Consider the following 12,105-nt stretch of genomic DNA (forward strand, 5'->3'; position numbering starts at 1 on the left):
AGACTCCGGCAGGCCTGACGGATACTGAGTCCAGATGTCGTTACCAGATGAGTGACCAGCTCACGCTTAAAGGCTGGTTTTAAAGCTTTTTTTCGCTAACGTCTTTCAGCGCCCGGTTCTCAAGGCTCAGGTCGGCAAACATCTGTTTGAGACGCCGGTTCTCGTCCTCAAGATCCTTGATCTTTTTAATATCAGAAGCCTCCATGCCGCCGTATCTGGACTTCCAGTTGTAGTAAGTGGCCTCAGAGATACCGGCCTCCCGGCAGACATCTTTAACGGTTCGTCCGGCTTCAACCGACTTAATCACAGCGATGATCTGATGCTCAGTAAAATGGGCTTTACGCATAGCGATCTCCTTCGTTGGCAGATTGATTATGCCGGAGGATCTCTAAATGTGAATGGCACGATTATGCAGGATACTTACAGAGATATAGCAGCCAAAGCATCCTTTCTCAAATTCCACCCTCAGTTCATCATGCTAAAAATTTGGGAAAAATTCAGCTAAGAGCGAGACTGGATTAAAAACATAAAAAGTCAAAAATGGTAGCCTCCTTGATCTTGCCCTCGCAATTATCAACATTGTTCATCTCATTTATCTGATAAGTCCAAAGTACTACGACGCGCTTCAATACTTCTAATCCCCGACTTATCCAGGTTGCACTTCCCCAACGCCGTATAGAGCTTAGCGTTTAACTCCAGACTTGCCTGCCACGTGAACGGAACTGCCATTCCGGGGATCGGCGTGTCTGCGGTCAGGTCAGCGCTTATCGGCAACACCGGGGCCGGGACGTAAACTGTCTGCGTATTCCCGCAGGCTGTCAGCAGTGGCAGGAGAAACAAACTACTCTGCGCACGGATCGCCTCCAAGTGCTTGCCTGATGTAGACAATGCGTGTTTCGCCCTTTTCGGCCAGTTCGTTCTTAGCATTCTGCGTAGCCCGTGAGATGTCACGAATGAGGCTCATCGCGGCGATCACATTGTTGGTGATCGCCTCAGAGTGCTGGCCCGGACCGTCGCTTTATCACGCTGGTCTTTGTAGGTGAGCGCGTTGGTGCGGAATGGTTAATCGTCCAGGCGAGGGACAGGCCACCAGCGAGCAGGAGAAGAGCGGCGAACGCTTTCCAGTTAGAAATTATCTTTGCTTTCCGCAAGGCACATGGAGCGCTCCATCTCCCGCCTGTTCTGCAATCCCTTCCATTTCATACCGCCAGCGTAAACCCAGCGGCGCATTTGTTCGTACGCCCCTTCCTGATCGCCTCTGCTCAGCTTTTTCAGGAGGGTCGATTTGGAGAAGGCATGCGCAGCCCAAAGGAAGCCGACATCAGCATCTGCGAGATGAATATGGTCGGGGTTATGTAGGTAGCCTGATTCGGCTAATGATGTTCGACTGCCCCCACAGCCACACACCAGTAGCTGGGATTAGCCTGTTGTATGGCGCGAACTCTTCGACGAATGCTGAATTCGGCAGTGGCCTTTTCTCTTCGTCGTGTGTCATTGGTTATTCCGTATTTTTTATTCACCTCCCATAAAATTTTCAATGTGATTTAACTCTGATAATTTGCTCAAAATCACTAAATAAACCCTGCTTTTGATCGATTATTGAGTAGATATCATAAGGAGGCGCTATGGGTATTGAAGAGAATTTGCTCGAAAAACTATTAAAGCACGATGTTTTCCATAACGAAGATGGAAAGGTTTCTGGTATTGCCAAGCTCGCTATCGACAAAGGCTATGCAGCTCTATCACCTGCACAAATAAAAGTATTGCGGCCTTTTATGAGTCATGGTTGTGAGGGTTATACCGACCCTGGTGGCTATCACAACGCTTGCGGGAAGGTTCTTGAAGGTGCAGAACTTGACGAAGCTTATGATCATACGTTTGAGCATGACGGTTTACTCTGCGAAGACTGTCGTGAGCAAAGTGATTATGACGATTATCGCCGTGAGAAGTTTATGGAAGACTAAAATTACGGCCTATCTTTTGGTAGGCCATTAATATTTAAAATTTCGCTATTCCGTTTTTTCTTCTGTGGTGCTTTCTTCTGTCACTGGTTGCTCGTCCTCCTGACTACAGGCGTGAACCGGAAGCGCTTAACGTCGCCCGGGGCGAAGTAAACCCACTGTCCTGCGCTAGTGCGACAAAGCCGTTAACCAGTTCAGGCTGCCGAAGAGTCATCTTCCCGGCGTACTCTTCGCCGTCCTGAGTGGTGATGGTGATTTCGTAGATGTCAGTCATTCGCGTCTGTTTATCCTCTCAAAGGGATATCAAGTGATTTATCCGCTATAGGGGATATTGTCATTACGATGGGTAAACCCATGGTGATGACAACAAAAAAACCGCCCGGAGGCGGTTAAGTATCAAATTCTTCTTTACTGGTCCAAACTCGAAAATACCTTACATAGCGACCGCTATTAAACATATCGCCAGGGGTATATGCATATTCCCAACCCTTCCTTTTAATCTCCTCATGAGCCTTTTGCTCTTCAAGATACATGAAGTGGCTATCTTGAATTTGCTCATAGGTATAAACGCCAACCCTAAAGTCTATAACAGGTCGTTTTTCCAATAATTCCATTGTTTACCTCCCTCTGCTATGAGAAGGGAAACGTATCATATCTTGCCCCATTATCAAGCACACCCGCAGATAGGCTTTGTAATGAAGAGCCGTTGTGAAAGTGGCTCACTGCTTTCGCTTATACTGCTAAGAGGTGCTGTTCTTCGATAAGCGGCTAACGGTGGTTGCGCTCGAACATTATTATCAGCTCGTTCATAATCCCACCCTATATTAATGAACACAGTGTCAGCACGCTGTAGCTCGGTGATAGCCCGAATTTGTTCTGCGGTCAGAAAATCGCGAATAGCCTCAGCCTTTCCGATATCGTTATCTTTCCTGAACTTCGCAGATGTGACGCCCAGGACAATCCTATTGATCATGCTGGCTTCTTTGCTAAGGTGATAATGTTCTACCTCTTTCCCTTCTGACTCTCTGTTGCTCTTTATGGCATTTGTCATTGGCCGATACTCAACCCAAGCTAAATCACGCTCAGCCTGAATGACTGTGTCCTGCTTCGCCTTTTCGCGGTAGGCAATAAAGCTGTCTACCAGCCGAACCTGCCCATCCCTTGCTTTGTCGCTACCAATGAACGGCATCGCAATCAGGAATCCGCGCTCAGTTAGCTCATAGCAGGTTGAACTTTATTCTGTTTATTAACATATAAGGACTCCTTGAAATCAAGGGGTCCTAAATGCTCCGTCTCGATGAGAGAGCGAATGTTTTGCATGACATTGTCATGGCGGCGGCCAAACTCAGTTGCAATAACTTTTGTGCTCACTACCGGCTCGCCTTTTACGATCTTAATCAGGTATTTCATCGCGTTTGCCTCGCTTGTGAAATGAACCTTTGCCGAAATGAAACGCCAGCCCACCGAAGGCTCGCCAGCACTAAACTGACGTTTCCAAAGGCTCATTTCACAGGTTGGGGTTCGGTGTATTTGTGATCATGCTCTACCGATTCGGTCGGCAGTTCTTCGTGCGGGTTGTCACCGCAAAATAAAAAGCCTCACGAATGCGAGGCCTTAGTAAATCATTAAATTTCAATTTTATATATCTCACCTATTAATAGCTATGAGCACGATTGAATAGCCATGAATAGTCATTACCACTCGAAAATATTTTTATTTAAGGCACTGCGTTTTGATGTATTGCTGCAGATAACCAACCTGCTTCGCCATTGTTTCGATTCGCTCTCTGAGGGTGAAATTAACGCATAGGCAGGCGCGCTAGTTTATCAAAGACTGGCACTATTACAGGCACTCAGTGAATGCATGATGTAATGTCTGCCGCTTGGTGATGGCAATAAAAAACCACCCGGAGGCGGCTTTAGGGTACGCAGAGTTAGTCGATCATGATTCGGAGTTGGTATAAGTATCTTATTGGCTGATCTCACTTTTATCTAAAACGAGCTGGTGAACCCTTCCGCTGGTAAGTTCAAAGCCCACGACAACATGTCTTGAAGCACCAGAATTACTTTTTGATAAGGAGGTAAGCAAATATTCGACGATGTAAGGCGTATCAGGTGTAAATGAGTAGAATGTCGGTGGGATGCACAGACTCCCATTTCTGACCTCAAGAGGGGGATTTTCGCGATACCATCTTTCTTTATGAGGCGTTTTTCTCGGGGCAATAATTATAATAGAAGGTTGGAAATCTTCAGATTCTGGCACGTTAAAACACACGTCATTTGAAATCAGTTTTACTTTTGTTGTTTCACTGGGGGTTAATCTGTCACCTTGTCCAGGGCAGCCACTCAAAAGGAAAATAGAAAACAACCATGCTTTCGAGAATTTAAACATTCGGAAAACCCCTCAGCGTATGCTTGTACCGCCCACTAACAACGGCCTCGTCAAGCTCGCCATCATACGATACGACATCATAGTTTTTACCCCTTAACACCAGCCATTGAGCGTAGCCAAATGTCTCTAAGATAAAATGATCAGCAATTATTTGAGCTTGCTGCTCTAACGGGTATTGTCTGAGGGTTCGTTTATCCAGTCCATACCGATAGCTTACGGCCCAACTGAAAAGACCACGAAGCTTTACATACATTCATTTCTCACGCTGCCAAACGTGGCTCATTTCATGGATGAAAAGGTGTTGCATATCAGCAGCTGCTTTAGAAAAATCGTCCTGGTACCAGTAACGAAAATAAAGTTCCCCATTCGGGGCCAGCGCTGCGTATTGGTTTTGCATCCCAAAAGGCAAATAACTGTCATGATGAATCCAGACTTTATGATATTGGATAGAATCGCCAAACACAGACTTAGCCAGCTTTATCTCACCCAGCCTCAACAATCGTAAGCTACCCTCTTCTTGCGCTTGCTGCGCCATATAAACCTCCTGTTAATGGCCTTACAGAACCAGTACATGAGATTATCATAATGTCATTAAAATCAAACGTATTGTTTAGTTATCCGCAGAACATGCAGAAATGTTGTAGTTTGATATGTCATGGTCGATTCCTTTCAGGAAGATGAACCTGTCGCACAGAACAGCCCTCACCCGAGAGGCCGCAATGATGCCTTCGGTTGCTATCAGGCTCAGCTTTTGAAAGGCTCGGGTTAGTGTTTACGCGTGCGAGGCGCATACAAAAGCCCCGCGATTGCGAGGCTGTCATTTCAGGCACTGGGTTTTGATATATTCCTGCAGATAACCAACCTGTTTGGTCACTGTGGCGATTCGCTCTCTGAGAGTGAAATAATCCCGTTGAGCGGCGTCTGTAAGTCTGGCGGTGGAAGCATCGCCCATGCCGCCGGCGCTGGAGGTTCCGACCGGGCAATTTGCGGTGACGCGCAGCCGTTTAGCGCCAGAAGCGACATCGCCACGCAAACGCTCAATGGTTTCTTTCGCATCAGCAAGTGCAACTGTGTATTTTGCATCAAGGGCTGCAACCTCTCTTTGGCGGGTCTGCATATCGGCGATTGTCTCGTTTGCCAGCTTCAGGTTTTGAGCGGCTTTATCGCGCTGGTCTTTGAAGGTGATCGCGTTATTGCGGTAATGGTTAATCGTCCAGGCGATGGATAGTACGCCGCCGAGTAAAAGCAAAGCAGCAGCGGCTTTCCAGCTCGAGATCATTTTTTGCTGTCCGAAAGGAAGAGTGCGCGCTCTGCCTCATGACGCCGCGTCAGGCCCGGCAGTACTTTGCCACCAGCCTTATTCCATCGCGTGTACTCATCAGCAGCACCGGCGTAATCCCCGGAGTTAAGCTTTTGCAGTAGCGTGGAAGTCGACAGCGCGCGGGCACCGAGGTTATAGGCGAAAGAAACCAGCGCATCAAACTGCCCCTGCGTCAGCTTAACCTTCACCAGCTTCGACACGTCACTTTCGTAGCCCACCAGCCCCGTGCGCAGCAGGGGCTCGGCGGTTTCCTCTTTGATGGTCATACCGGCGCGGATCGGTTTGCCGTCCACTGGCTGTGTCCAGCCATAACCAATTGTCCACACTGTCCTGATACGCAGTTAGGCGCAGGCCTTCAAACTGCTTTATGAGAGAGATACCTTTATCGCTGATCCGCATTATTCTGGCCTCAGTACGTTAAAAAGGCGCGCCACGAGGCCCAAACATTGTGTTTGCCGCCGGGCTTACGGAACATCATCAACCTGAGTACAATCATTGAACTGGCAGCGACGTTCATCAGCACCAGTGGGTCAGTCGTTGCCATTATTTCCTCCCCGCCACCTTTGCAGCAGTGACAGAGGATCCTGTTCACTGAAAAAGGTCAGCGTCTTAATGGCCCGTTCGCGCAGGCAATTTTAGGCTGGCAGAGCATGAAGCTGTAAAAGGTATTAAAGCTGGCGGTCATACAATGGCGAAACATATCGCTGTTCCTGAAGAAGAGTTACTGGCTCGCCTTGCCAGAACCCCTCAAATGCAGTCCACATCGTCTTTTTTTAAGCTGGAGCAAGCTGAAAAAGTTATCAGTTCTGCACTTAAAGCTAACCGGCTGAAAATTCTGCACTGGGCAAATCTTTCCCGAAGCGCAGAAAATACGCTGGATATTACTTATAAATCAGGCTCAGCAGTTGGTTACGGTTTCCGCCAAGGGAGTCAGATCAAAGAAACTCTTTATGTAGTACGAATTGTTCTTCTCAAAAAAATGTATAACAACAAGCCTTATTACGTTTTAACTGCATATCCATTCATGGGATAAATAATGGACAAAAATTACGAAACACTAAGAAAGCTGCTGGTGATTTTTTTCGGTCCGGATTATCAAATATTTGGCGAAAACATCGACGAAATTATGAGTTCTTATGTTGAGATGGAAAACGAATTAGCTATTCGCAATCTCAAACAACAGGCTTCTCAGGCAATTGCTATACAAAGTGATGAGGAGTTAAACCGCACTATGACTGCGCTTGCAGAGAGTCAATTTTCACCAGCCCCATGGGGTGAAACATGGCGTTCCTTTTTACAAAAAATTCTACTCCATATTCCATGACAGGAAGAATTTTTTCAGCGAAAGGTTGTAGCCTTAACTGAATAGGTTGTGAACTGACTAACTGGAAACCAGACATCTGGAAAGTGATTAACGCCGAATAAAAACCCGCTACTATGAGCGGGTTCTGTACAGTGAATATATAATACCCATCGTTAGAAAAACCCACCCATTTTTTTGAATCTAGCAAGCATCCTGTCGCTAAAATCTTTAAGCAGGTTCATAACGTGTGATTTCTCGCAGCATATTTCGGTGAATGCCACGGTGTCAGTGTGCAACGCGTCGTGATGCACTCTGCAAAGCCGGATTACAAACAGGCCGTGCGCCTGCGTGCCCATTCCACCCTGCCCGTGTTCTGTCAGGTGTTGGGGTCGTTAGCCCCTACTTTCCGTGAGCAGCGTTCTTTATCGGAACGGCTATACAGAAAACAGGGTGTAGATACGCAAAAACTCTTGGGGCATAAGACGCAGAAAATGACGGACAGATACAATGTCGATCGGGGGAAAAATTGGGTGGTAGTGAGCGCAAAAACAGGGTCGTGAAGAGGGAGTTTTGGGGAAAGGTTTTGGGGAAAGGTTTTGGGGAAAGTTTTGGGGAAGAATTCAAACGCCCAATAAAAAACGGGAACCATTCGGTTCCCGTTCTCATACAACGCGCAGCGCGGATTACATATTCGCGATGATCGCGTCGCCAAACTCTGAACATTTCAGCAGCTTAGCGCCATCCATCAGACGTTCGAAATCGTAGGTCACGGTTTTGGCAGCGATTGCGCCTTCCATACCTTTAACGATCAGGTCTGCGGCTTCGAACCACTCCATATGACGCAGCATCATTTCTGCGGACAGAATGATGGAGCCCGGGTTCACTTTATCCTGGCCTGCGTATTTCGGTGCGGTGCCGTGGGTGGCTTCGAACAGTGCGCACTCGTCGCCGATGTTCGCGCCAGGCGCGATACCGATACCGCCAACCTGTGCAGCCAGGGCGTCGGAGATGTAGTCGCCGTTCAGGTTCATACAGGCGATAACGTCATACTCTGCCGGACGCAGCAGGATCTGCTGCAGGAACGCATCGGCGATCACATCTTTAATGATGATCTCTTTGCCGGTTTTCGGGTTCTTGATTTTCTGCCACGGGCCGCCATCGATCAGCTCACCGCCGAACTCTTGTTGAGCCAGCTGGTAACCCCAATCTTTGAACGCACCTTCGGTGAACTTCATGATGTTGCCTTTGTGCACCAGCGTCACGGAGTCACGGTCGTTGGTGATGGCATATTCGATCGCTGCGCGAACCAGGCGTTTGGTGCCCTCTTCGGAGCACGGCTTGATGCCGATACCGCAATGTTCCGGGAAGCGAATTTTCTTCACGCCCATCTCTTCGCGCAGGAATTTGATCACTTTTTCCGCGTCGGCAGAGTCAGCTTTCCACTCGATGCCAGCGTAGATATCTTCGGAGTTCTCACGGAAGATGACCATGTCGGTAAGTTCAGGCTGTTTCACCGGGCTCGGGGTGCCCTGGTAGTAGCGCACCGGGCGCAGGCAGACGTAGAGATCCAGCTCCTGGCGCAGGGCAACGTTCAGAGAACGGATACCGCCGCCAACCGGGGTGGTCAGGGGGCCTTTAATCGCTACGCGGTAATCACGAATCAGATCCAGTGTTTCAGGCGGCAGCCAGACATCCTGGCCATAAACCTGGGTCGATTTCTCGCCCGTGTAAATCTCCATCCAGGAAATTTTACGCTCACCTTTGTAGGCTTTTTCCACAGCGGCATCGACCACTTTCAGCATTGCCGGGGTCACGTCAACGCCGATACCATCGCCTTCAATAAACGGGATAATCGGGTTAACAGGAACGTTGAGCTTGCCATTTTGCAGGGTGATCTTACTACCTTCCGCCGGAACAACTACTTTGCTTTCCATTCACCTCTCCTTCGAGCGCTTCTGGTTGTTTTGCTCGCTGACTTCATGCCGGGGCGCTCAGACTGCGTCCGCTCACCTGTTACGTGAATCACACAGAGCAAACCGTTTTTTGTTAATGAATTGTAATGAGCCCGTCAATACTAACCGATAGTTCGACGCCATGAAAGGCAATCATGATTCCGCTATAATGCGGCAATTGATAACCTGTGAAAATACCATGAAGAAAACTTCTTATAGAAATCACAAGCTTGAGCGATTCAGCTCACGACAACCCGCCCGAACATCTGAAAAAAGCGCGCCAATGCGCGTCATTTTGTTTAATAAACCCTACGATGTTTTACCCCAGTTCACCGACGAAGCCGGGCGCAGCACCCTGAAAGCGTATATCGACGTTCCCGGCGTCTATGCCGCAGGCCGCCTCGATCGCGACAGCGAAGGCTTACTGGTGTTAACCAACGACGGCGCGCTGCAAGCCCGCTTAACCCAGCCGGGTAAACGCACGGGGAAAATCTACTATGTGCAGGTCGAAGGCGAACCCACCGAAGAAGCTCTTGCACAGTTACGCACTGGCGTGACGCTCAACGATGGCCCTACCCTGCCCGCTGAAGTTGAGCGCGTCGAGGAGCCCGCCTGGCTGTGGCCGCGTAACCCGCCGATTCGCGAGCGTAAATCGATCCCGGCCTGCTGGCTGAAAATCACCCTTTATGAAGGCCGCAATCGCCAGGTGCGGCGAATGACCGCCCACGTTGGCTTTCCCACTTTGCGCCTCATCCGCTACGCTATGGGAAACTACACGCTGGAAAACCTCGCCAATGGCGAATGGCGTGACGCTTAACTGCCAGGGAGAAATCGATGTTTAAACCCCATGTCACCGTAGCCTGTGTGGTTCACGCGCAGGGAAAGTTCCTCGTTGTCGAAGAGACAATCCGCGACAAAGTGCTGTGGAACCAGCCTGCCGGTCATCTTGAAGCGGACGAAACATTAGTGCAGGCCGCAAAGCGCGAGTTATGGGAAGAGACCGGCATCGACGCCGCGCCGCAGCACTTTATCCGCATGCATCAGTGGATAGCCCCCGACAGCACGCCTTTTTTGCGCTTCCTGTTTGCCATCGAGCTTAACGAAATGTGCGCCACTGAGCCGCACGACAGCGACATCGACCGCTGTTTGTGGGTCACGGCTGAGGAGATCCTCACCGCGTCAAACCTGCGCTCGCCGCTGGTTGCCGAGAGTATTCGCTGCTACCAGAGCGGTCAGCGTCTACCGCTGGCGACAATCGGAGAATTTAACTGGCCGTTTACAGGGGATGCCTGAGCGAGCAGTGCGTGCTAGAATACGCCGCCCTGAAGTTCTTCGTTGTGAGTATTCTATGTCTGATAGCCCAAAAAAAGTGATCGTCGGCATGTCCGGCGGTGTCGACTCTTCCGTTTCCGCCTACTTGTTGCAGCAACAAGGTTACAAGGTGGAAGGCCTGTTCATGAAGAACTGGGAAGAGGATGACGGCGAGGAATACTGCACCGCGGCGGCGGATCTGGCCGACGCGCAGGCCGTCTGCGACAAGCTCGGCATTGAGCTTCACACCGTCAATTTTGCCGCAGAGTACTGGGACAACGTCTTTGAGCACTTCCTTGCGGAGTACAAAGCCGGGCGCACGCCAAATCCCGATATTCTCTGCAACAAAGAGATCAAATTTAAAGCCTTCCTTGAGTTCGCCGCCGAAGATCTTGGTGCGGACTATATTGCCACCGGCCACTATGTGCGCCGCGCCGATGTCGACGGCAAAAGCCGCCTGCTGCGCGGTCTCGACGGCAACAAGGATCAGAGCTACTTCCTCTATACGCTGGGCCATGAACAGATCGCCCAGAGCCTCTTCCCGGTCGGCGAACTCGAAAAGCCTCAGGTGCGTAAAATCGCCGAAGAGCTGGGCCTTGCCACCGCGAAGAAGAAAGACTCAACCGGTATCTGCTTTATCGGCGAGCGCAAATTCCGCGAGTTCCTTGGCCGCTATCTGCCTGCGCAGCCGGGCAAAATCGTCACCGTTGATGGCGAAGCGATCGGCGAACACCAGGGCCTGATGTACCACACACTGGGCCAGCGCAAAGGCTTAGGCATCGGCGGCACCAAAGAGGGCAGCGAAGATCCGTGGTATGTGGTCGACAAAGATGTCGAAAACAATATCCTTATCGTCGCCCAGGGTCACGATCACCCGCGCCTGATGTCGGTCGGGCTGATTGCCCAGCAGCTGCACTGGGTCGATCGCGAGCCGGTCAATGGCACGCTGCGCTGTACGGTGAAAACCCGCTACCGCCAGCAGGATATCCCCTGCACCGTCACGGCACTGGAGGACGATCGCATTGAAGTGCGTTTCGACGAGCCGGTGGCTGCCGTCACGCCGGGTCAATCCGCCGTCTTCTATCTGGATGACGTCTGCCTTGGCGGCGGCATTATCGAGCAGCGCCTGCCGCTGCCGGTTTAACTCTGTTTTAGCGATATCGGACTGGCTAACGCCCGCGCAGATGCACTCAGACGCGGGCACAAAAAGGAGTAAGTGTGGCGAAGAACTATTACGACATTACCCTGGCGCTGGCAGGCATCTGTCAGTCAGCACGTCTGGTGCAGGAGCTTGCGCACCAGGGCCACTGTGACGCCGACGCGCTGCACGTTTCCCTTAATAGCGTTATCGATATGAACCCGGACTCCACCCTCGGCGTGTTTGGCGGCAGCGAAGCCAACCTGCGCATTGGCCTCGAGTCGCTGCTGGGCGTGCTCAACGGCAGCAACCGCCAGGGGCTGAACGGGGAAGTGACCCGCTACACCCTGAGCATGATGGTGCTCGAGCGCAAGCTGGCGGCAAAAAAAGCGGCAATGGAGACGCTCGGCAACCGCATTGGCGGCCTGCAGCGCCAGCTTGAACACTTCGATCTGCAATCCGACACCCTGCTGAGTGCGATGGCTGCCATCTATGTTGATGTCATCAGCCCGCTCGGACCGCGCATTCAGGTCACCGGCTCCCCTGCCATTTTGCAAAGCGCTCAGGTGCAGGCCAAAGTGCGCGCCACCCTGCTGGCAGGCATCCGCGCCGCCGTGCTGTGGCACCAGGTGGGCGGCGGTCGGCTACAGTTAATGTTTTCCCGTAATCGCCTGTCGACACAGGCCAAACACATTCTCGCTCATTGTTAACCTCCCGGAGTTGTGACT

17 protein-coding genes and 5 pseudogenes are annotated in these 12,105 nt (G+C 50.7%); 8 read left to right on the forward strand and 14 right to left on the reverse strand.

The features are described from left to right. From ABIC80_RS23415 to ABIC80_RS23425, 3 genes and pseudogenes are all read right to left on the reverse strand, one after another. Positions 1 to 346 (reverse strand): annotated as a pseudogene (locus ABIC80_RS23415) (transposase); the annotation flags it as partial. Positions 347 to 588: 242 nt separating this feature from the next. Continuing rightward, positions 589 to 927, reverse strand: coding sequence for an Rz1-like lysis system protein LysC (lysC, locus tag ABIC80_RS23420; protein ID WP_429178742.1), 339 nt, complete (start codon positions 925 to 927; stop codon positions 589 to 591). A gap of 198 nt (positions 928 to 1,125) precedes the next feature. Continuing rightward, positions 1,126 to 1,407: a glycoside hydrolase family protein gene (locus ABIC80_RS23425; protein ID WP_414672801.1), complete on the reverse strand. Its 282-nt coding sequence runs from the start codon at positions 1,405 to 1,407 to the stop codon at positions 1,126 to 1,128. A gap of 218 nt (positions 1,408 to 1,625) precedes the next feature. On the opposite strand from ABIC80_RS23425, the gene ABIC80_RS23430 reads away from it, so the two are divergent. After that, positions 1,626 to 1,964, forward strand: coding sequence for a hypothetical protein (locus tag ABIC80_RS23430; RefSeq protein WP_320512997.1), 339 nt, complete (start codon positions 1,626 to 1,628; stop codon positions 1,962 to 1,964). Between the two features lie 45 nt (positions 1,965 to 2,009). Here ABIC80_RS23430 and ABIC80_RS23435 read toward each other — a convergent pair. The 10 genes and pseudogenes from ABIC80_RS23435 to ABIC80_RS23480 all read right to left on the reverse strand — a co-directional run bounded on the left by ABIC80_RS23435 (position 2,010) and on the right by ABIC80_RS23480 (position 6,217). After that, a pseudogene (locus ABIC80_RS23435) lies at positions 2,010 to 2,235 on the reverse strand (hypothetical protein). A gap of 115 nt (positions 2,236 to 2,350) precedes the next feature. Then, a complete protein-coding gene (locus ABIC80_RS23440; protein ID WP_320512996.1) occupies positions 2,351 to 2,575 on the reverse strand; it encodes a hypothetical protein in 225 nt (74 codons plus the stop codon). 53 nt (positions 2,576 to 2,628) lie between these two features. Further along, on the reverse strand, positions 2,629 to 3,150 hold the full coding sequence (locus tag ABIC80_RS23445) for a hypothetical protein (protein ID WP_429178743.1): 522 nt from the start codon (positions 3,148 to 3,150) through the stop codon (positions 2,629 to 2,631). A 23-nt stretch (positions 3,151 to 3,173) separates the two neighbouring features. Then, a complete protein-coding gene (locus ABIC80_RS23450) occupies positions 3,174 to 3,467 on the reverse strand; it encodes a hypothetical protein (RefSeq protein WP_320512994.1) in 294 nt (97 codons plus the stop codon). 207 nt (positions 3,468 to 3,674) lie between these two features. Then, positions 3,675 to 3,749 (reverse strand): annotated as a pseudogene (locus ABIC80_RS23455) (lysis protein); the annotation flags it as partial. Positions 3,750 to 3,929: 180 nt separating this feature from the next. Continuing rightward, positions 3,930 to 4,352: a putative T6SS immunity periplasmic lipoprotein gene (locus ABIC80_RS23460; protein ID WP_320512993.1), complete on the reverse strand. Its 423-nt coding sequence runs from the start codon at positions 4,350 to 4,352 to the stop codon at positions 3,930 to 3,932. Positions 4,353 to 4,605: 253 nt separating this feature from the next. Continuing rightward, positions 4,606 to 4,887 carry a hypothetical protein gene (locus ABIC80_RS23465; protein ID WP_429178745.1) on the reverse strand — a complete coding sequence of 94 codons (282 nt, stop codon included), beginning with the start codon at positions 4,885 to 4,887 and terminating at the stop codon, positions 4,606 to 4,608. Positions 4,888 to 5,169: 282 nt separating this feature from the next. After that, positions 5,170 to 5,631 carry a lysis protein gene (locus ABIC80_RS23470; protein WP_320512991.1) on the reverse strand — a complete coding sequence of 154 codons (462 nt, stop codon included), beginning with the start codon at positions 5,629 to 5,631 and terminating at the stop codon, positions 5,170 to 5,172. Beyond that, positions 5,628 to 6,075, reverse strand: a pseudogene (locus ABIC80_RS23475) (lysozyme). The gene ABIC80_RS23470 and the pseudogene ABIC80_RS23475 overlap by 4 nt, the downstream one beginning before the upstream one ends. Before the next feature lie 7 nt (positions 6,076 to 6,082). Continuing rightward, positions 6,083 to 6,217 (reverse strand): phage holin family protein, encoded by a 135-nt coding sequence (locus ABIC80_RS23480; RefSeq protein ID WP_429178746.1) that lies wholly within the window; start codon positions 6,215 to 6,217, stop codon positions 6,083 to 6,085. Positions 6,218 to 6,361: 144 nt separating this feature from the next. On the opposite strand from ABIC80_RS23480, the gene ABIC80_RS23485 reads away from it, so the two are divergent. The 3 genes and pseudogenes from ABIC80_RS23485 to ABIC80_RS23495 all read left to right on the forward strand — a co-directional run. Continuing rightward, positions 6,362 to 6,706: an RNase A-like domain-containing protein gene (locus ABIC80_RS23485; protein WP_320512989.1), complete on the forward strand. Its 345-nt coding sequence runs from the start codon at positions 6,362 to 6,364 to the stop codon at positions 6,704 to 6,706. Between the two features lie 3 nt (positions 6,707 to 6,709). Beyond that, on the forward strand, positions 6,710 to 6,997 hold the full coding sequence (locus tag ABIC80_RS23490; RefSeq protein WP_270220704.1) for a contact-dependent growth inhibition system immunity protein: 288 nt from the start codon (positions 6,710 to 6,712) through the stop codon (positions 6,995 to 6,997). Positions 6,998 to 7,371: 374 nt separating this feature from the next. Then, a pseudogene (locus tag ABIC80_RS23495) lies at positions 7,372 to 7,536 on the forward strand (integrase); the annotation flags it as partial. A gap of 123 nt (positions 7,537 to 7,659) precedes the next feature. Here ABIC80_RS23495 and icd read toward each other — a convergent pair. Beyond that, positions 7,660 to 8,910 carry an NADP-dependent isocitrate dehydrogenase gene (icd, locus tag ABIC80_RS23500; RefSeq protein WP_023481567.1) on the reverse strand — a complete coding sequence of 417 codons (1,251 nt, stop codon included), beginning with the start codon at positions 8,908 to 8,910 and terminating at the stop codon, positions 7,660 to 7,662. Between the two features lie 187 nt (positions 8,911 to 9,097). Between icd and rluE the strand changes: the two genes are divergently transcribed. The 4 genes from rluE to hflD all read left to right on the forward strand — a co-directional run bounded on the left by rluE (position 9,098) and on the right by hflD (position 12,087). Beyond that, entirely contained in the window at positions 9,098 to 9,745 is a 648-nt protein-coding gene (gene rluE / locus ABIC80_RS23505) for a 23S rRNA pseudouridine(2457) synthase RluE (protein WP_429178748.1), read from the forward strand. A 17-nt stretch (positions 9,746 to 9,762) separates the two neighbouring features. Beyond that, entirely contained in the window at positions 9,763 to 10,221 is a 459-nt protein-coding gene (locus ABIC80_RS23510; protein WP_312423965.1) for an NUDIX hydrolase, read from the forward strand. Between the two features lie 55 nt (positions 10,222 to 10,276). Next, on the forward strand, positions 10,277 to 11,383 hold the full coding sequence (gene mnmA, locus ABIC80_RS23515; RefSeq protein ID WP_242389672.1) for a tRNA 2-thiouridine(34) synthase MnmA: 1,107 nt from the start codon (positions 10,277 to 10,279) through the stop codon (positions 11,381 to 11,383). A gap of 74 nt (positions 11,384 to 11,457) precedes the next feature. After that, positions 11,458 to 12,087, forward strand: a complete 630-nt coding sequence (hflD, locus tag ABIC80_RS23520; RefSeq protein ID WP_023481656.1) for a high frequency lysogenization protein HflD — start codon at positions 11,458 to 11,460, stop codon at positions 12,085 to 12,087. Positions 12,088 to 12,105 lie beyond the last annotated feature (18 nt).

The organism is Kosakonia sp. 1610 (assembly GCF_050435845.1).
GTDB lineage: Bacteria > Pseudomonadota > Gammaproteobacteria > Enterobacterales > Enterobacteriaceae > Kosakonia > Kosakonia cowanii.